The organism is Ruegeria sp. YKSD163, assembly GCF_059612905.1.
Genome location: NZ_JBXWRM010000016.1, coordinates 85,882 through 105,002 on the forward strand (window position 1 = coordinate 85,882; position 19,121 = coordinate 105,002).

Genomic DNA, 19,121 nt, shown 5'->3' on the forward strand with positions numbered 1-19,121 from the left:
AAGGCAGTCAACAAGCACATGTGCAGTGTAAATATGCACTGCACATATGAGGAAGAAGATGATCAAGATCATGGTATACGGACTGGGGGCGGTTGCCGGGCTTGTGGTGCTGGCCGCAGCGTTCTGGTTCACGAACCCCTTTGGCATGCGAGACACGTTGGTGGCACGGATGATCGTCAACATGCGGGTGGCCCCTGCGCGACTGGATAATCCCAAGACACCCGCTGACTATGGCATGGACTATCAGGACGTGGAGTTTGTGACCGCAGATGGCATCCGCCTCAGCGCCTGGGAAATCCGCGCAGCGACACCTTCGGATCGGACAGTCATTCTCAATCATCCGCTGACGACCACGCGCTACGGGTCGGTTAAGGGTCTGGATGGTGTCGAGGCTGAGTTCTTGCCGATGGTTCGGCACATACATAACGCTGGCTATAACGTGGTCATGTATGATCACCGGGGGCAGGGCGAAAGCGACGGGGGGCTGGGCCGCAAATCGCGCGGTGTCGAGGCCCCCGTGGGCGCGGGCGTGACGGAATGGCAGGACGTTGTCGCCTCGCTGAATTACGTCACCAGCCACCCTGATTTCGGCGATGACGAGATCATCTTCCTGTCGCAATGCATGGGGGCGAACGCAACCTTCCTTGCATGGCAGAACGCGCCGGAATTGTTCGCCAACCCGCAGATCCGAGCTGTGGTCGCCAACCAGCCGACAATTTCCTACAGTTTCACGGATCGCATCATCCGAGCGACCCTTGGGCTCGATATCGTTGAACGTGTCCAGCAGATCCAGCAGGACAAATATGGCTTTGGCTACGCAAACGCATTGGAAACGGTCCCGAGCGTGACGGCGCCCATCCTCTTTGCGCAGGTCGAAGCAGACCGCTACACGTTTGACACAGAAACAGGTCAGAACGACGTCCAACAGATCATCGATGCCGCGACCGCCGAGACCGAGGTTATCTGGATCGGGCCCGATCATGAGCCTGCCTATGGCACGGGCATGCGGTTCGAGGCCTACACCTATTTCAACCATCACCCCGAGCGGCTTCTGGATTTCCTGGCCCGGAATTTCAGCGGCGCGTAACGAAGCAGGCAAGCGTCTCCGCATTTTTGCAAACCAAGCAAGAGGACCGTTAGGTTAGCGTCCTGACAGTCCGCTCCGTCCACGTTGCGGACTGTCAAAACGAGAAGCACCCTGTAGCGCATCAAACCAACGCGGCAACTCTTGCGCAGCACGCCCGGGGACGCGCAAGCCCGCCTGTGGAGAGCGGTACCGGGCGTCTCTTTCCCGTGATCAGAGACCCTTAAGCCCGTGCAGCGTGAGGTCGCTGACCATGCGGGCATACTCCTCGCGCGCGGCGGTGTCGGCGCCGGAATTCCACATGTAATACCAGTTCAACATGCCAAAGACCGACATGGTGGCGCCGCGCAGTTTGCCGGGGTTGCCGGCAAAGGTCTCGGGCGCGATGCCGTTCAGGATATCGCTGAGAAACCCGATCATGTCGCGCTGATAACCGCGCAGCTGTTTCTGCTGCTCGACCGGCAGGGCCGACATGCCGCTGGTCTGCACCCGGTGTTCGTCATCCACACCCTGATAGGCGAGTAAAATCTCCCGCACCACCGTATGCAACCGCTCGGGCCCGCTCAGCCCGTCGATCTCGATGCCGCAGATCCGGTCGCGCAACTCGTGCAGATAGGTTTCGAGGATGTCGAACAGGATCGCATCCTTGCTGTCGTAATAATGATAGATATTGGCCTTTGATATCCCGCATTCGCGCGCAAGCTGGGTCATCGAGGCGCGGTCGAACCCCTCGCGCGCGAAGACGCGCGCCGCAGACTTCAAAATCTGGGCGCGCTTCTGATCGTGGTCCTTGGCAATCGTTCTGGCCAAACCCTACTCCTCGTCGCGGTTGTCGACGACGCGCTTGGCCTTGCCCTGGCTGCGTTCGACATCTCCGGGGTTGCCTACAACAACCTCGGTCGAAACGCCAACGATGTCCTTGATCCGCTTGGTCAGCATCCGCGCCGCGGCGGTCTTGCTCAGCTCGTCGGTCATGGTCGGCAGCGCCTCGACAAAGACGCGCATCGCGTCCATCCGACCGGCCTTGTAGAGTTCGATCTGGTAATGCGGGGCAATACCGCCCGTGGCCATCACCTGTTCCTCGACCTGGCTGGGGAAGACATTGACGCCGCGAAGGATGATCATGTCGTCGCTGCGCCCGGTGATCTTTTCCATCCGCCGCATGCTGCGCGCGGTACCCGGCAACAGCCGGGTCAGGTCGCGGGTGCGATAGCGGATCATCGGCAGGCCCTCTTTGGTCAGCGTGGTAAAGACCAGCTCTCCCATCTCGCCATCGGGCAGCACCTCGCCGGTGACCGGGTCGATGATCTCGGGCAGGAAGTGATCCTCCCAGATGACCGGGCCATCCTTGGTCTCGACGCATTCGTTGGCGACACCCGGGCCCATGATCTCGGAAAGGCCGTAGATATCGACGGCGTGCATGTCGAACGCCTCCTCGACCTCGCGCCGCATGGCGTCGGTCCAGGGTTCGGCGCCGAACACACCCACCTGAAGCGAGCTTTCGCGCGGGTCCATGCCGACCTTGTGATACTGCTCAAGGATGTTGAGCATATAGGACGGGGTCACCATGATGCCGGTGGGTTTGAAATCGGTGATCAGGCCAACCTGTTTCTCGGTCTGGCCGCCCGACATCGGTACCACGGTGGCGCCCAGCCGCTCGATCCCGTAATGGGCGCCCAGGCCCCCGGTGAACAGGCCATAGCCATAAGCGTTGTGAACCATGTCGCCTTTGCGCAGACCTGCCGCACGCAGCGAGCGCGCCACCAGATCGGCCCAATTGTCGATGTCGCCCTTGGTGTACCCAACCACCGTCGGCTTGCCAGTGGTGCCCGACGAGGCATGCAGGCGGATGATCTGTTCGCGCGGCACGGCAAACAGGCCAAACGGATAATTGTCGCGCAGGTCGTTCTTGTAGGTGAACGGGAACTTGGCCAGATCCGCAAGCGTTTGCAGGTCGTCGGGGTGCACACCCGCCTCGTCGAACCGCTTCTTGTACATCGGCACGTTGTCATAGGCATGGCGCAGCGACCATTTCAGGCGGTCCAGCTGCAACGCGCGGATCTCGTCGATCGAGGCGATCTCGATCGGATCCAGGTCTTCTTTCTTGGGGCTCAGGTCCTTCATGACGTCCTCCTCGCCTTAGTCCTCGTCGAACAGGTGGCCCTTGATCGCCCGGGACATGCCCCGAAACTCGGCGATGGTGCGGCCGTCCTGGTTGGTCACTTTCACGTCGTAAATCCCGCTGCGCCCGGTCAAGCTGACCTCGGTCGCGATGGCGGTCAGCCGGTCGCCCAAATGGCCCGGCGCGATATAGCTGATTACGTTATGCTGGGCGACGGTCGACTGGTTGCGGCTGTTGCAGGCAAAGGCAAAGGCGCTGTCGGCCAGCATGAAGGTCACGCCGCCATGGCAGATGCCATGCCCGTTGCAGTGATGCGCGGCGACGGTCAGTTCCAGCACCGCCAGCCCCTCGTCGACGCGGGCAATCTCCATCCCCGCCCATTTCGAGGCGTTATCGTCCGACCACATGGCCGCAGCCGACCGTTCCGCCCGTTCTTTTGGTGTCATGCTCACTTACCCTGAAACCTTGGTGCGCGCTTTTCCAGAAAGGCACTGACGCCCTCGGCATAATCGGCGCTTTCGCCACAGGTTTTCATGGCATCGGCCTCGAGTTCAAGATGATCTTCGAGCGTGTCGACACAGGCCGCCTGAATGCAGCGTTTGGTCAGACCAAAGCCCAGCGTCGGACCATTGGCGAAATGCTCGGCCATGGCGCGGGCCTCGGTCATCAACTGGTCGTCGGGCAGCGCCTGCCAGATCAGGCCCCAGTCCTCGGCCTGTTTCGCGGGCAGGGGTTGCGCGGTCAGCGCCAGCCCCTTGGCGCGCGCCTCGCCCAACAGGCGCGGCAGGTGCCAAGAGCCGCCGGTATCGGGGATCAGCCCCACCTTGGCAAACGACTGGATGAACTTGGCGCTTTCGCCCGCAAGCACGATATCGCAGGCCAGCGCGATATTGGCCCCCGCCCCCGCGGCGACCCCGTTGACGGCGCAGATCACCGGGAAATCGAGCGAGCGGATCAACCGCACCAAAGGCGCATAGAAGGTGCGCACGGTATAGCCCAGGTCGGGCGGGCCATCCATTTTCGACGGATCGCGATCGCCCAGATCCTGACCCGCGCAGAAGCCGCGCCCGGCGCCGGTGAGCAGCACCGCGCGGGCGCCATTGCCACGCGCGCCTTCAAGCGCGGCGCGCAGGGCCAGATGCATCTCGTCGGTGAAGCTGTTCAGCCGATCCGGGCGGTTCAGCGTGATTTCCACCCAGTTCCCATGATCTTGCGCAAGAATCGTATCGCTCATCTCCGCCCCGCTTTGCGAATGTTTCAACAACCATCTTGCATAAACCGAACGGTTGGTCAATAAATTCTTCGCAATTGATTCTCGACCGGTGGAGGCGGAGCGATGGGCGAAAACGAGGTGGTTACGGTAAGGCGCGAAGGCGATATCGCCTGGGTCGAGATCGACAGCCCGCCGGTCAACACGACCTCGACGCCGGTGCGTGCCGGGCTGGCCCGTGCGGTGGCCGAGGTGCAGGGCGCCCGCGTCGCGATCCTGACCTGCGCCGGCCGCACCTTTGTCGCGGGCGGTGACATGACCGAGTTCGACCGCCCCGCCGAGGAGCCGCATCTGCCCGACGTGGTGCAGATGATCGAGGATAGCGAAACACCCTTTGTCGCAGCGATGCATGGCACCGTCCTGGGCGGCGGCTTCGAGATCGTGCTGGCCTGCGCCTGGCGCATCGCCGCGCCGGGCACCAAGTTTGGCCTGCCCGAAGTCAATGTGGGCCTTATCCCCGGCGCAGGCGGCACCCAACGCGCGCCGCGCCTGATCGGGATGATGGCGGCCATCGACATGGCCTGTTCCGGCAAGATGCTGGGCGCCGAACAGATGTTGACTCTGGGAGGGCTCGACCAGATTGCCGAGGGCGATCTGCAGGCTGCCGCAAAGGCCTTTGCCAATGATCTGCCGCCACGCCCGGAAAAGACGCGGCTGCGGCAAGTGGAGGCGCTGGACTCTGAGGCGCTTGCCGAGGCCAAGCGCGCCCTGACCAAGGCGGCCAGAGGCCGTGCCGCGCCGCTGCACAATCTGGAAGCGCTGCAATGGGCGGCCCTGCCCTTTGACCAGGGCCAGCCGCGCGAACGCGCCCTGCATCTGGACCTGCGCAAGTCCGAGGAAAGCCGCGCCCTGCGCTATGCCTTCTTTGCCGAGCGTCTCGTTGCCCGGCCCGACGCCATCGCCGGAGTCACCCCGCGCGAGTTGACCCGTATTGCCATTGTCGGCGGCGGGCTGATGGGTGCCGGGATCGCCATGGCCTGTCTTGGCGGCGGGCTGACGGTCACCGTCATCGAACGCGACGCGGCGGCGGCACAGGCGGCACATGAACGGGTTGCCGGGCTGATTGCGGCGGGCGTCAAGCGCGGCAAGATCAGCCCCAGCGCCGAGGCCGACATGCTGACGCGGCTCAGCACCACCGACACCTATGTCGGTGCATCTGATGCTGATCTGGCCATCGAAGCGGTGTTCGAGGATCTGGACGTCAAGCGCGCAGTCTTTGCTGATCTGGCCGCCGTGATGCGACCCGACGCCATTCTGGCCACCAATACCTCCTACCTCGATCCGCAGCTGATCTTTGCCGGTATCGCGAACCCGGGGCGCTGCCTGGGCCTGCATTTCTTCAGCCCCGCGCATGTGATGAAGCTGCTCGAAATCGTCAGAATCCCTGATACCGCGCCCGAGGTGCTGGCCACCGGCTTTGCGCTCGGCAAGCGGCTGCGCAAGGTCTCGGTCCTGTCGGGTATCTGCGACGGGTTCATCGGCAACCGGATGCTGGCCGCCTATCGGCGCGAGGCGGAATACCTGCTGGCCGATGGCGCCCTGCCGCATGAGGTGGACGCCGCGATGCGGGCGCAGGGGCTGCCGATGGGCCCGTTCGAGTTGCAGGATCTGACCGGGCTGCAAATCGCCTGGGCCAACCGCAAGCGGCAAGCGGCCAACCGCGACCCCGCCGAACGCTATGAGCGTATCGCCGATACGCTCTGCGAGATGGACCGTTTGGGCCAGCGCAGCGGCAAGGGCTGGTACCGCTATGCCGAAGGATCGCGCTCTCCGGAACGCGACCCCGAGGTCGAGGCGCTGATCGTCGACTACTCCGCCAAACGAGGCATCACCCGTCGCCCGTTCAACGCCGAAGAGATCGCCCAGCGCCTGCTGGCGGTGCTCGCCAACGAAGGCGCGCGAATCGTTTCCGAGGGCATCGCCGAGCGCGCCGAGGATGTCGATATGGTGCAACTGCACGGATACGGCTTTCCCCGGCACCGGGGCGGGCCGATGCATCTGGCCCAACGGCAGGGCTGGAAAAAAATCATGAAAATCATGGAATTGGTCGCCAACGAAAGCCCCGGCTCGTGGATTCTGGCGACAGGGGGAAACCCCTCTGCAGAAATTTAACCGCCGTTGATGGTTACAAAAAGGACCATTAACGCATTCTCGACTCACGTTTTCAGGGAGGAGTAAAACCCATGAAACTGACCAAAATCAGCACCCTTTTGGCCTCGGCGGCGATGGCCGTCAGCGGCACCATCGCGATGGCGGCGGATTACACGCTGACCATCTCCAGCTGGGCGCCCCCGACCCATGGCATCAACGCGATGATGTGGCCCAAATTCGTCGAAATGGTCGAAGAGGCCACCGACGGTCAGGTCACTGCCGAACTGAAACTGGGCATCGCCCCGCCCCCCGCGCAGATGGACCTGATCCAGGACGGCGCCGCCGATCTGTCGATCATCTTCCACGGCTACCAGCCGGGCCGCTTTGTCACCACCAAGCTGATCGAACTGCCGGGCTACGAAGGTTCGGCCGAGGCCGCTTCGGTCGCCTATTGGCGTGCCTATGACCAGTATCTGAGCAAGGCCGACGAGCATCGCGGCGTCAAGCTGATCGCGCTGCACACCCATGGCCCCGCACAGTTGCACTCGACCGCTCCGGTTACCGACATGGCGCAGATCGCGGGCCTCAAGGTGCGCATCCCCGGCGGTGTCGGCGGCGATGTGGGCACCGCCCTGGGCGCCACCGGCATCCAGGTTCCGGCCCCCAAGGTCTATGAAACGCTCGCCTCCAAGGCCGCCGATGGCGTGGTGATGCCATTTGAATCGCGCAAGGGCTTCAAGCTGACCGAGGTTGCCCAGAACGTCTATGAGATGCCCGGCGGACTCTATCGTGGGTCCTTCGCCTTCATCATGAACGAGGATACCTTTGCCGACCTGCCAGAGGACATCCAGCAGGCACTGGAAGAAAAGGTGTTCGGCGAGCCGCTGAGCCGCGAGATCGGCAAGATCTGGGACGAGATCGACGCCATCGGGCGGACCGAGACCGAGGCCACCGAAGGCAACGCAATCAACGCCGCCTCGGCCGCCGATCTTGAGAAATTCTCCGCCATCGCCGCCGATGTGCGCGAGAAGGTGATTGCCGAGGTCGCCGCCGCCGGCGTCGACGCCCAGGCCGCCTATGACCTGATCAAATCGGAAATGGCCGCCAACTGAGCCTTTTCACCGGGGCGGCGTGTTTCGCCGCCCCAGCCAGCCCGCCGGAGGAACCCATGACGTCCCTGATCCGGCTTGCCCGCCACGCCAGCTTTGCGCCTGTGTTGGTGGCCTGCCTTGCCCTCTTTATCCTGATGGTGATGACCTTCTGCGACGTGATCCTCAGATCCGTCCTGAACGCGCCCATCGAGGCCGCGACCGAACTGACCCGCATCCTGATGGCGGTGCTGGTGTTCTCGGTCCTGCCCATCATCTCGGTCACCAACGGCCAGATCGCCGTCGACCTGACCGATGGCCTGTTTCACCGCCTGCGGCTGGACCGTATCCGTGACGGGGTGATCCATCTGGTCAGCGGCATCATGCTCTACTGGCCGATGAGCCGCGTCTGGATCCTCGCCGAACGCTCGCGCGACTATGGCGACGTGACCGAGTATCTGGCGATCCCGACCTATATCGTGGGCTGGTTCATCGCCATTTCGGTGGGCATCAGCGCGGTGGCGCTGGTCATCACCGGCCTCTTGCATCTCTTTGCTCCCCGCCTGCTTTCGGAGGCCCTGAAATGACTGCCGCACTGATCGGTTTTGCACTTGTCCTGGTGCTGGTGCTGCTGCGCCTGCCCATCGTCTTTGCCATGGGTCTCGTCGGCACGCTGGGCTTTGCCTACGAGCGGGGCGGTTCGATCCTGGATGAACGCGGGCTCAAGGCTGCGATGTCCATGGTGGGCCGTCAGGTGATGGATACCGCGCAGGATTACGGCCTGAGCGTGGTGCCGCTGTTCATCCTGATGGGGCTTTTCGTCAACAAGGGCGGCATGGCGCGCGAGCTTTACGCGGTGTCGAACGCCTTCCTGGGCCATTTCCGGGGTGGCATCGCCATGGCAACGGTTGCCGCCTGTGGTGGCTTCTCGGCCATCTGCGGCTCGTCCCTGGCAACGGCGGCCACCATGTCCAAGGTCGCGATGCCGGAAATGCGCCGTTACGGCTATACCGACGAGCTGTCGACCGCGTCCATCGCGGCGGGCGGCACGCTGGGTATCCTGATCCCGCCCTCGGTCATTCTGGTGATTTATGGCCTGTTGACCGAAACCTCGATCGGCAAACTGTTCATGGCAGGGATCATTCCGGGTGTCTTGGGCATCCTGTTCTACCTCTTCGCCGTGCGCTGGACCGTGTGGCGCAATCCCGCGGCGGGTCCGGCCGGCGAGCGCGCCGGATGGGGCGAGCGGTTCCGCGCGCTGGGGTCGGTCTGGGCGGTGCTCTTGCTGTTCTTCCTGGTGATCGGCGGGCTGTATGGCGCTTTCGACTTTCACCCGCTGAACCTGACCTTTTCGCCGACCGAGGCGGCGGGCATGGGTGCAGCAGGCGCCTTTCTGATCGCGCTTTTCCGGGGCGGATTGACGGTGGGCTCCACCTTCGAGGTGCTGAAAGAGACCAGCTTTACCGCAGCATCCCTGTTTTCGGTGCTGATCGGGGCGCAGGTGTTTTCCAACTTCATCAACCTCGCCGGACTGCCCGAGGCGCTGATCGCCATGGTCACCGCCTATGATGTGGCGCCCTTTGTGGTGATCCTGATGATCCTCGGCATCTACATCATCCTCGGCTGCGTGTTCGAATCGCTGTCGATGCTGCTGCTCACCGTGCCGATCTTCTTTCCGCTGGTTACCTCGCTGGGATACGACCCAATCTGGTTCGGCATCGTGGTGGTGGTGGTGACCGAGATCAGCCTGATCACGCCACCCGTGGGCCTCAATGTGTTCATCCTCAAGGGCGTGGTGGGCGATGTCTCGACCGGCACGATCTTTCGCGGGGTGACCCCGTTCTGGATCGCCGACATCTTCCGGCTGGCGCTGATCGTACTGGTGCCGGTGGTGGTTCTCTACCTACCCCAGCAAATGGGCGCGATGGGCCACTGACCCCTGATCCGCCGGGCCGCAAGGTCCGGCGGTTTTCGTTTGTGTGCGTCACTATGTTGGAATTTTATTGACCGACCGTTCGGTCACGAATACGATTATACACAATCACGCCCCCGACCGGCTAGACTGGCGGGCGACAGAAACAGGAGACTGCCATGGCCCTTCAACAGATTTCCAGCTTTGCCGCCGGTCAGTGGGTTGCGCCCGGCGCGGGCGCCCGCACCATCGCCTCGGCCATCACCGGCGCGCCGATTGCCAGCGCGGGCAATGACGCGCTCGACGTGCTGGCGATGCTCGATCATGCCCGCAACACCGGCGGCCCCGCCCTGCGCAAGCTGGGGTTCCATGACCGCGCCCGCATGATCAAGGCGCTGGGTCAGGCGCTGAACGCCCGCAAGGCCGAACTGTACGCCGCCAGTTTCGACACCGGCGCCACCCAGTCCGACCACCTGATCGACATCGACGGCGGCATCGGCACCATGTTCGTCTTCGCCTCCAAAGGCCGGCGCGAGATGCCGGACGGCCAGATCTATCTGGACGGCGAGGTGGAACAGCTGAGCCGCAACGGCACCTTCCTGGGCCAGCACGTCTGCACCCCGCTGCAAGGGGTCGCGGTGCATATCAACGCCTTCAACTTCCCTGTCTGGGGCATGCTGGAAAAGCTGGCCCCCACCCTGCTGGCCGGTGTCCCCTCTATCGTGAAACCCGCCACCAACAGCTGCTATGTCACCGAACTGGCAGTGCGCATCATGCTGGAGGCCGACATTCTGCCCGCAGGCGCCCTGCAACTGGTGTCGGGCGGTCTGGGCGACATGCTGGATCATCTGGACTGCCAGGATGTGGTCAGTTTCACCGGCTCCGCCGATACCGCGCTGAAACTGCGCTCGAACCCGGTGATCCTGCAAAACGCGGTGCGTTTCGTGGCCGAACAGGACAGTCTGAACGCCTCGATCCTTGGCCCCGATGCGGAACCCGGCACGCCCGAATTCGACCTCTTCATCAAGGAGGTCGCGCGCGAGATGACCACCAAGGCGGGGCAGAAATGCACCGCGATCCGCCGCATCATCGCGCCGCAGCCGCGTGTCGAGGCGGTGATCGAGGCGCTGAGCGCGCGCCTCGCAAAGACCGTGATCGGCGACCCGCGTGACGAGGCGACCCGCATGGGCGCGCTGGTCTCGGGCGGACAAAAGGCCGATGTGCTGGCCAAGGCCGCGATCATCGGACAAGAGGCCGAGCAGGTGTTCACCATGGATCCGGGCCTGTCGGGCGATCTGGCCAACGGCGCATTCGTGCCGCCGATGCTGTTCCACTGCGCCGATCCCGACCGCGCCCAGCGCGTGCACGATACCGAAGCCTTTGGCCCGGTCTCGACCGTCATGGGTTATCGCGACATGGATCATGCGGTGGCGCTGGCCAATCGCGGCGGCGGCTCGCTGGTGACCTCGCTGATCACCCATGACGCCGATGTGGCGCGCGATGTGGTGATGGGTGCGGGCGCGTTTCACGGGCGCATCTACATCAACAACCGCGACTCGATGAAGGAATCGACCGGTCACGGCTCACCCCTGCCCCATATGGTGCATGGCGGCCCGGGCCGCGCCGGCGGTGGCGAGGAGATGGGCGGCGTGCGAGGCGTGAAACATTACATGCAGCGCACTGCAGTGCAGGGCTCGCCCGAGATGCTGGCCCGGATCGGCGGCAAATGGGTGCCCGGCGCGACCGAGGTCGCAGGCCCCGCGCATCCCTTTACCCGCCGCTATAACGAGCTGTCGATTGGCGAGACGCTAAACACCGCCTCGCGCACCGTCACCATGGACGATATCGAACATTTCGCCCATTTCACCGGCGACACCTTCTATGCCCATATGGATGACGCCGCCGCCAAGCGGAATCCGTTCTTCCCGGGCCGGGTGGCGCATGGCTATCTGTTGCTCAGCTTCGCCGCCGGTCTGTTCGTCGAGCCGAACGAGGGGCCGGTACTGGCCAATACCGGGCTGGACGGCCTGCGCTTCATGAAGCCGGTTTCGGCCGGGGACAGCATCAAGGTGCGTCTGACGGTCAAGAAAAAGACCCGTCGTACCGACGAATACGGCGAGGTCCGCTGGCATGTGACGCTGACCAACCAGGATGACGAGATGGTCGCGGAATACGAGCTGCTGACCATGAACGCCTATTGAATGCACTGGCCCCCGGCCATGGCTGCCGGGGGCCAGAAAGCGATTCTCATTTATGTCCGGGCGGCTTAGACTGTCTGCATGATACGAGATACCTCTTGGTTTGACATAGCCGCCACCCGGCTGACCGACCCGCAGAACCAGCGGGTCTGGTCAATCATCGTCTCGTTGTTCGGTGATCTGGCCCGGCGCAAGGGTGACCGGATCTCGGGTGCCACGCTGACCCGCATCACCCAGCCGATGGGCATCAAGCCCGAAGCGATGCGTGTCGCGCTGCACCGGCTGCGCAAGGATGGCTGGATCGAAAGCAGCCGCGAGGGGCGAAGCTCTGTCCACTACCTGTCCGAGTTTGGCCGCACGCAATCGGACCGGGTGACACCGCGCATCTATACCCGCGCACCCGAGTTGCCCGAGACCTGGCATATCCTGATCGCCGAGGATGGCGGCAGCCTGAACACGCTCAACGATCTGTTGCTGACCGATACCTATACCGGGCTTGGCCGCACCGTGGCGCTGGGGTCGGGGCCGGTGCCGGGCGATTGCGACGATCTGGCCGGGTTCGAAGTCACCGCGCGTGCCGTTCCCGGCTGGCTTCAGACCCGGCTCTTTCCCGAAGATCTGGGGGCGGCCTGTCACAGCTTGCAACAGGACTGTGCCGCGTTGCGGGCGGCGGGCATACCGGCGTTTCTGACACCGGTTCAGGTGGCGACGCTGCGGACATTGCTGGTGCATCGCTGGCGGCGGGTGGCGCTGCGCCACCCGGATTTGCCCCCGGCCTTCCAGCCCAAGGGCTGGACCGGGCCTTCCTGCCGCGAACAGGTCTTTGCCCTGCTTGACGCGTTGCCCCTGCCCCGATTGGCCGATCTGAATACCACGGATTGACCCCACGACAAGACTCTGTCCCTGCGACGCGGATCCGCTAGACTTGATCAAGGCAAGGAGCGGAGGCCGGACAGAATGGCGACACGCGAAACGGATATGCTCATCGTTGGGGCAGGGTTTTCCGGACTGATCATGGCGATGGAGGCCCGCAAACGCGGCCTTGCGCGGATCGACATTCTGGAAAAGGCCGATGATATCGGCGGCACCTGGCGCGAGAACACCTATCCCGGTGTTGCCTGCGACGTGCCCTCGCATCTCTATTCATTGGCCAGTCACCCGAATCCGGGCTGGTCCACGGCCTATGCGGGTGGCGGCGAAATCCAATGCTATCTGCAAAAGGTCGCCCGCGACGAGACGCTCTATGACCTCTGCCATTTCGGCCAGACCCTGCGCGCGGCCCGCTGGGACGGTGTGCGCTGGCAGGTCGAGACCGCCGAGGGGCAGCATTGGTCGGCGCGATTCCTGGTCTCGGCCATCGGCGCGCTGCATGTGCCGAACATCCCCGACCTGCCCGGCGCCGACAGCTTTACCGGCCCGGCTTTTCACTCGGCCCGATGGGATCATGGCGTCGATCTGGCGGGCAAACGGATTGCGGTCGTGGGCACTGGCGCCTCGGCGGTGCAATTCGTGCCCGAAATCGCGCCCAAGGCCGCCCAGGTCAGCATCTTTCAGCGAACACCGCCCTATGTCCTGCCCCGACCGGACGGGCCAATCGCCCCCTGGGTACGGCGGCTCTATGCCCGCCTGCCGCTGTTGCCACGTATCCGCCGCGCTCTGATCTATGCGGTGTTCGAGTTCCGCCACGCGGTGTTTCGCGGCAAGCCGAGGGCCGTCGATTTCGCCATGCGCATGTGGCAAAAGGCACTGACCGATGCCATCCCCGACCCCGAGGAACAGGCAAAGCTGACCCCGCCCTATCGCATCGGCTGCAAGCGCATCCTCAGTTCCAACGACTGGTACCCGGCCTTGGCCCGGAAAAATGTCGAGGTGATCCCCCATGGCGTGGCGCGGATCGAGGGCGACACGCTGATCGCCACCGACGGCACCCGGATTCAGGCCGACGTTCTGATCTGGGGCACCGGGTTCCACGTCACCGACGCCGCCGAACGTCTGGACATCACCGGCGCCGACGGGCTGACCATCCGCGAGGCCTGGTCCGAGGGCATGTCCGCGCATCTGGGCACCTCGGTCGTAGGCTTTCCCAACTTCTTTGTCCTGCTCGGGCCCCATACCGGGTTGGGCCACAACTCGGTCGTGCTGATGATCGAGGCGCAGGTCGAACATATCGGACGGCTGCTGGATGCCATGCAGAAACAGCGTCTCGCCACGATCTCGCCGAAACCACAGGCGCAGGCCGCGTTTGAAGCCGAGATGCAGGAGCGGTTGACGGACTCGGTCTGGCAGGCCGGTGGCTGCTCTTCGTGGTATCAGGACAGCACCGGCCGCAACACCACACTTTGGCCCGGCACGGTAGGCGAATATCGCAAACGCATGGCTGGCGCCGGGATGGAACAATATCTAACCTCGCCCCCGTCGCATACCTGATCCCGGAGTTGCCATGTCCACCCTGCTTCTGCTCGTCTGCCTGCCCTTTGCCCTGATTGGCGTGATGCTGGGATTGGGCTGGCTCAGAACGCGGTCGCTGGCGCGGCGCGGCGCGGCGCTGGTACCGCAGGCCGGCGAGGTGCAGCCGGTGACCGGCGGCACCATCCACTATGTCGAGGCCGGCGACCCGGCCAAACAGACACTGGTGCTGATCCACGGGTTGGCGGGACAGTTGCAGCATTTCACCTATGCGCTGGTTGACCGACTGGCACAGGATCATCACGTCATCGCACTGGACCGGCCCGGCTGCGGTTATTCCACCCGTGACGGCGCAGCCTTGGCCGGGTTACCGGAACAGGCCCGGATGATCGGAGAGTTCCTTGATGCCAAGGGGGTCAAGGATCCTGTGCTGGTCGGTCATTCGCTGGGCGGCGCGATTGCGCTGGCCATGGCACTGGACCGCCCGCGAAAGGTGGCCGGGCTGGCGCTGATCTGTCCGCTCACCCATCACATGGCAGGCCCGCCCGCCGTGTTCCGCCCGCTGGAAATCCGTAACGAACGGCTGCGCTACTTGATCGGGCATACCATCGCGGTACCGATGGCGAACTGGACCGCAGAGCAGACCCTGACCCAAGTCTTTGCCCCCGAGGATTTCCCCGAAGATTTTCTGGACCGTGCCGGTGGCGCGCTCGGGCTCAGGCCACAGGCCTTTGTCACCGCATCCCAGGACGTGGTGGGCGCAGATGCCAGCATAGCGGCACAGGCACAGCGCTATCGCGAACTTGATGTCCCCGGTGCCATCCTGTTCGGGGCCGAGGACGCGGTGCTGCTCCCCACCCAGCATGGTGTTCCGATGAAGAAATTCGGCCTGCGATGCGAACTGTTGCCCGGACGCGGCCATATGCTCCCGATTACCGCGCCGGAGGAATGCGAAGAGTTCATTCGCGGCGTGTCGATCTCGACCCGGGTGCCTGCCACCCTGCGCGGATAAACGGGCGCGGGGTCAGCTCCGCGCCGCGATATGGGCCTCGATCCGCGCCACCTGTTCCGGGGTGAGCCGCAAACCCAGCTTGGTACGGCGCCACAGAAAGTCCTCGGCACTGCGCACCCATTCCCGTGACATGGCCCAATCCAGCTCGGACGCGGTGATGGTGGCGCCGAAATCCTCGCCCAACGCCTCGGCGCTGTCGGCCTTGCCCAGCATCTCTGCCGCCTCGGTGCCATAGGCCCGCACCAGACGTGCGGCCCAGGCGTGCGTCAGGAACGGGTATTGGCGCAGCAGGTCCCCGGTCAGCGTCTCCACCCCGTCGACCGGAAAGTCGCCACCCGGCAGGGCAACACCCGCCGTCCATTTTCCGGAGAGGCCCGGAAAGAAAGGTGCGATCTTGTCCAAAGCCGATTCCGCCAGCCGCCGATAGGTGGTGATCTTGCCGCCAAAGACGTTGAGTACCGGCGCCCCACCTGTCTGATCGACCTTGAGCACGTAGTCGCGCGTCGCCGCCGTAGCCGAACTGGCCCCGTCATCATAAAGCGGACGTACCCCGGAATAGGTCCAGACCACATCCTCGGGCGTCAGTTGCTGCTTGAAATAGTCAGAGGCGAAGCGCAGAAGATAATCCCGCTCACCCTCGGTACAGGTGGGTCTTGTGCCCGGGTCCGTATGCTCCTGATCGGTGGTACCGATCAGGGTAAACTCTCCCTCGTAGGGGATCGCGAATATGATCCGCCCATCAGTGCCCTGAAAGAAATAACAGCGGTCGTGATCGAACAGCCGCCGGGTCACGATATGGCTGCCCCTCACCAGCCTCACCCGCTCCGAAGAGTTGAGCCGCAGCGCGCCATGGATCAGCTCTCCGACCCAAGGGCCACCCGCATTGACCAGCACGCGCGCGCAGAGCTCGCGAGTTTCGCCTGTCACCGTATCCTCTAGGGTAACAGCCCAGTGATCGGCGGCGCGTGTGGCCGAAACCACCCGTGTCCGCGTCATGATCCGCGCTCCGCGCGCCGCCGCGTCGCGTGCGTTCAGCACGACAAGGCGGGCATCCTCGACCCAGCAGTCAGAGTATTCATAGGCCTTGCGAAACCGGTCCTGCAACGGCGCCCCCGCCGGGTCGCTGCTCAGGTCCAGCGTGCGGGTGCCGGGCAGGATTTTGCGACCGCCCAGGTGGTCATACATGAACAGGCCCAGCCGGATCAGCCAGGCCGGGCGGCGTCCCTTCATCCAGGGCATTACCGTCGACAACAACCGCGAGGTGGGCGTGTCATTCTCGAACCGCATATCCGGGTGATAGGGCAGCACGAAACGCATCGGCCAGCTGATATGCGGCATCGCACGCAGCAGTGTCTCGCGCTCGATCAGCGCCTCGCGCACCAGCCGGAACTCGAAATATTCAAGATAGCGCAGCCCGCCATGAAACAACTTGGTCGAGGCCGATGAGGTGGCCCAGGCCAGATCCTTCATCTCGGCCAAAGCCACCGACAGCCCCCGCCCCGCCGCATCACGCGCGATGCCGCAGCCATTGATCCCGCCGCCAATGACAAAGAGGTCATAGACCCGGTTGTCGGTCTCAGTCATCGGTATACTCCGCAATCAGAATTTCGGTCTCTGCCTCTTCGGCACGCCGCAGAAACTCGGCCGGTGGTGCCCGGTCGGTCACCACGTAATCAAGCTCGGTCAGATCGCAGATCCGGACCGGGGCGGCGATGTCGAATTTGGACCCGTCACAGACCAGAATCCGACTGCGCGCATTGCGCAGGATGGCGCGGGCCACCGAGACCTCGCGCGCGTCGAAATCCAGGATCGCGCCGTCGGCATCCATCGCCGAGGCACCGATGACCGCAAAATCCACCTTGTAGCGCGAAATGAACTCGACCGCATCCTCGCCCACGATGGCGCCATCGCTTTGCCGGACCGCGCCGCCGACCAGCACCAGTTCCTTGGACGGCGTGCCGATCAACAGGTTGATGATGTTGATATTGTTGGACAGAACCGTCAGCCCGCGATGCCCGGCCAGCGCGCGGGCGACCTGTTCCGTCGAGGTTCCGATATTCAGGGTGACCGAGCTGTCATCGGGGATCAGCGTTGCCGCCAGCGCCCCCATCGCCGCCTTTTGCCCTCGGTGCAGCTGCCGGCGCGCACCGTATTCGCGGTTCGACACCGTCTCGACCCGCACCGCGCCGCCATGGGTTCGCTTGAGCAGTCCGCGGTCGTGCAGATCGCGCAGATCGGCCCGCACCGTCTGACTGCTGACCCCGAAATCCTGGGTGAGTTCGTCGACCCCAACCCGCTCCTGCTGGCGCAGCTTCTGCAATATCTCGTGCTGTCTTGCTTCCGCGTCCATGACTCGTGCCTCCTGTATCGGACGTTATAGACCCGGTACAGAAAACTGTCACTCACTATGCTTTCATTTTTCTTCGGTTTATCGATTTCTGAAACCAATTACTCGAAGTTTCGCAAGGCGCCAATTCTCTCGACAGAAGGTTGCCACCGACGCCGGAACAGACGTTCCAGCATAACGGCATACCTCTTCATGCCGCGCGCAAGGTTTGACCAGAGAAATCAGCGTGACACCAGAACCGCTGGGTCGCAAAATAATGAAGATGTCGGAAAGTGGCAGGGGCAGCAGGGTTCGAACCCGCGACCTACGGTTTTGGAGACCGTCGCTCTACCAACTGAGCTATACCCCTATCGTGGCGATGGAGATATGCCACCGATGCGGCGGACTCAAGCCCCTTTTCGCCAAGCAGGCGCAAAAAGAGAGCCGGGAAAGGCGTTGCACCGCGCCTCTCGTCGGGTATGACAGAAGCGATCCAAACCGAAGGAGGCGCCATGAGCCTGCGCAAGAAGATTGCCGACAGCGAAGCAGTGCTGAATTGGGTTGCCCGACGGATCGCATCCTATATCCGCCTGATACATCGCAACACCAAATGGCAGCGGATCGGCTATGAGCAACTGGACCAATTGGCGGCTGCGGGGGAACCGGTGATCGTGGTGCTCTGGCACCAGCGTCTGGCGCAATCACCCTATTTCTTTCCGCTCGACAAGGGGCGGATCTGTTCGATTACTTCCGCCGCGCGTGCAGGCAGCATGGTGGGCCGGGTGCAGAAACTCTTCGGTATGGATACCATCGCCATGTCCAGCCACAAACGCCATGTGGCCCTCTCGCGCGAAGTTCTGGGCAAGATGAAGGGCGGAATTTCCATCGGGATTGCAGCAGACGGCCCGCGCGGGCCGGAACGGGTTTCGTCCACTGTCCCGCTGATCTGGGCGCGCAGTTCAGGAAAGCGGGTGTTCGGCATTACCTATTCTGTCCGGCACGGACGCGAGATGGGTAGCTGGGACCGGCTTCTGCTACCGCGCCCCTGGCGCAACGAAGGCGTGTTCTTGTGCCGGGAATGGCACGATCCGGTGCCGCGCAAGGCATCGGAAGAAGAGATCGAGACGCTGCGCCAGAGCCTTGAGCATCATATGAACGAGATAACGGAAGAAGCGGACCTTATGGTCGGGCGGAGACCGTGGTCTCCGTCGACCTGACCCAAGCATAGTGTGACCTTGGAACTGCCTGATCCGGCCCATATTTCCGATGGCAGAACGATCCCGCCGAGGCTGCGACAGCTCAGTGCAGCTTGTTCACACGATTCTGCATCATCGCGCAGAGGGCGATCGACCGGTAAACGGCTTCAATAATCCTGGCGGGATTGGTTTTGCTGAGGAACGGCATTTGTCTCACTCCCTGTCTTGATTTACACAGACAGATTGACCCAGCGTAATGATTCTGTCTGTGACCCAGTTCACCGTGATCGAAAACGGCGTACTGAGTGGCGGGCTGCGAGATTATTCGTCGAATAATCTCGGGTGTCGGATCGTTTGTGGACATGAAAAAGGCCGCTCCGGGGGAGCGGCCTTTTCTGTTTGTCACCCTTGTGCGC

16 protein-coding genes and 1 tRNA gene are annotated in these 19,121 nt (G+C 63.4%); 10 read left to right on the forward strand and 7 right to left on the reverse strand.

Features of this window, described 5'->3' with window-relative positions; all coding sequences use genetic code 11:
* Positions 1–58 precede the first annotated feature (58 nt).
* Entirely contained in the window at positions 59–1,087 is a 1,029-nt protein-coding gene (locus AC2FNA_RS18880; RefSeq protein ID WP_496829172.1) for an alpha/beta hydrolase, read from the forward strand.
* Positions 1,088–1,297: 210 nt separating this feature from the next.
* On the opposite strand, the gene AC2FNA_RS18885 is transcribed toward AC2FNA_RS18880, so the two are convergent.
* From AC2FNA_RS18885 to paaG, 4 genes are read right to left on the reverse strand one after another with little or no spacing between them, the layout of a single operon-like run.
* Positions 1,298–1,894 (reverse strand): TetR/AcrR family transcriptional regulator, encoded by a 597-nt coding sequence (locus AC2FNA_RS18885; RefSeq protein WP_496829174.1) that lies wholly within the window; start codon positions 1,892–1,894, stop codon positions 1,298–1,300.
* 3 nt (positions 1,895–1,897) lie between these two features.
* Positions 1,898–3,208: a phenylacetate--CoA ligase PaaK gene (gene paaK, locus AC2FNA_RS18890; RefSeq protein WP_496829176.1), complete on the reverse strand. Its 1,311-nt coding sequence runs from the start codon at positions 3,206–3,208 to the stop codon at positions 1,898–1,900.
* Between the two features lie 15 nt (positions 3,209–3,223).
* Positions 3,224–3,652: a hydroxyphenylacetyl-CoA thioesterase PaaI gene (paaI, locus tag AC2FNA_RS18895; RefSeq protein ID WP_496829178.1), complete on the reverse strand. Its 429-nt coding sequence runs from the start codon at positions 3,650–3,652 to the stop codon at positions 3,224–3,226.
* Positions 3,653–3,654: 2 nt separating this feature from the next.
* Positions 3,655–4,440, reverse strand: a complete 786-nt coding sequence (paaG, locus tag AC2FNA_RS18900; RefSeq protein WP_496829180.1) for a 2-(1,2-epoxy-1,2-dihydrophenyl)acetyl-CoA isomerase PaaG — start codon at positions 4,438–4,440, stop codon at positions 3,655–3,657.
* 102 nt (positions 4,441–4,542) lie between these two features.
* On the opposite strand from paaG, the gene AC2FNA_RS18905 reads away from it, so the two are divergent.
* From AC2FNA_RS18905 to AC2FNA_RS18940, 8 genes are all read left to right on the forward strand, one after another.
* On the forward strand, positions 4,543–6,588 hold the full coding sequence (locus AC2FNA_RS18905) for an FAD-dependent oxidoreductase (RefSeq protein ID WP_496829181.1): 2,046 nt from the start codon (positions 4,543–4,545) through the stop codon (positions 6,586–6,588).
* Positions 6,589–6,659: 71 nt separating this feature from the next.
* Positions 6,660–7,679, forward strand: a complete 1,020-nt coding sequence (locus AC2FNA_RS18910) for a TRAP transporter substrate-binding protein (protein WP_496829183.1) — start codon at positions 6,660–6,662, stop codon at positions 7,677–7,679.
* A gap of 56 nt (positions 7,680–7,735) precedes the next feature.
* Entirely contained in the window at positions 7,736–8,242 is a 507-nt protein-coding gene (locus AC2FNA_RS18915; protein WP_496829185.1) for a TRAP transporter small permease, read from the forward strand.
* The gene (locus AC2FNA_RS18920) at positions 8,239–9,591 is read left to right on the forward strand and encodes a TRAP transporter large permease (RefSeq protein WP_234140106.1); all 1,353 of its coding nucleotides are present in this window, start codon (positions 8,239–8,241) and stop codon (positions 9,589–9,591) included. The genes AC2FNA_RS18915 and AC2FNA_RS18920 overlap by 4 nt, the downstream gene beginning before the upstream one ends.
* Positions 9,592–9,746: 155 nt before the next feature.
* Positions 9,747–11,768 (forward strand): phenylacetic acid degradation bifunctional protein PaaZ, encoded by a 2,022-nt coding sequence (gene paaZ, locus AC2FNA_RS18925; protein ID WP_496829188.1) that lies wholly within the window; start codon positions 9,747–9,749, stop codon positions 11,766–11,768.
* Positions 11,769–11,846: 78 nt separating this feature from the next.
* Positions 11,847–12,647, forward strand: a complete 801-nt coding sequence (locus AC2FNA_RS18930) for a PaaX family transcriptional regulator C-terminal domain-containing protein (RefSeq protein ID WP_496829190.1) — start codon at positions 11,847–11,849, stop codon at positions 12,645–12,647.
* Positions 12,648–12,722: 75 nt separating this feature from the next.
* The gene (locus AC2FNA_RS18935; RefSeq protein WP_496829192.1) at positions 12,723–14,192 is read left to right on the forward strand and encodes a flavin-containing monooxygenase; all 1,470 of its coding nucleotides are present in this window, start codon (positions 12,723–12,725) and stop codon (positions 14,190–14,192) included.
* A gap of 13 nt (positions 14,193–14,205) precedes the next feature.
* The gene (locus AC2FNA_RS18940; protein WP_496829194.1) at positions 14,206–15,183 is read left to right on the forward strand and encodes an alpha/beta hydrolase; all 978 of its coding nucleotides are present in this window, start codon (positions 14,206–14,208) and stop codon (positions 15,181–15,183) included.
* Positions 15,184–15,195: 12 nt separating this feature from the next.
* Here the strand turns inward: AC2FNA_RS18940 and glpD are convergent, their stop codons facing one another.
* From glpD to AC2FNA_RS18955, 3 genes are all read right to left on the reverse strand, one after another.
* Positions 15,196–16,767, reverse strand: coding sequence for a glycerol-3-phosphate dehydrogenase (gene glpD / locus AC2FNA_RS18945; RefSeq protein WP_496829196.1), 1,572 nt, complete (start codon positions 16,765–16,767; stop codon positions 15,196–15,198).
* The gene (locus AC2FNA_RS18950; RefSeq protein WP_496829198.1) at positions 16,760–17,533 is read right to left on the reverse strand and encodes a DeoR/GlpR family DNA-binding transcription regulator; all 774 of its coding nucleotides are present in this window, start codon (positions 17,531–17,533) and stop codon (positions 16,760–16,762) included. The genes glpD and AC2FNA_RS18950 overlap by 8 nt, the downstream gene beginning before the upstream one ends.
* 270 nt (positions 17,534–17,803) lie before the next feature.
* Positions 17,804–17,879 (reverse strand) — tRNA-Trp (locus AC2FNA_RS18955).
* 142 nt (positions 17,880–18,021) lie between these two features.
* Between AC2FNA_RS18955 and AC2FNA_RS18960 the strand changes: the two genes are divergently transcribed.
* Positions 18,022–18,726: a lysophospholipid acyltransferase family protein gene (locus tag AC2FNA_RS18960; protein WP_496829200.1), complete on the forward strand. Its 705-nt coding sequence runs from the start codon at positions 18,022–18,024 to the stop codon at positions 18,724–18,726.
* Positions 18,727–19,121 lie beyond the last annotated feature (395 nt).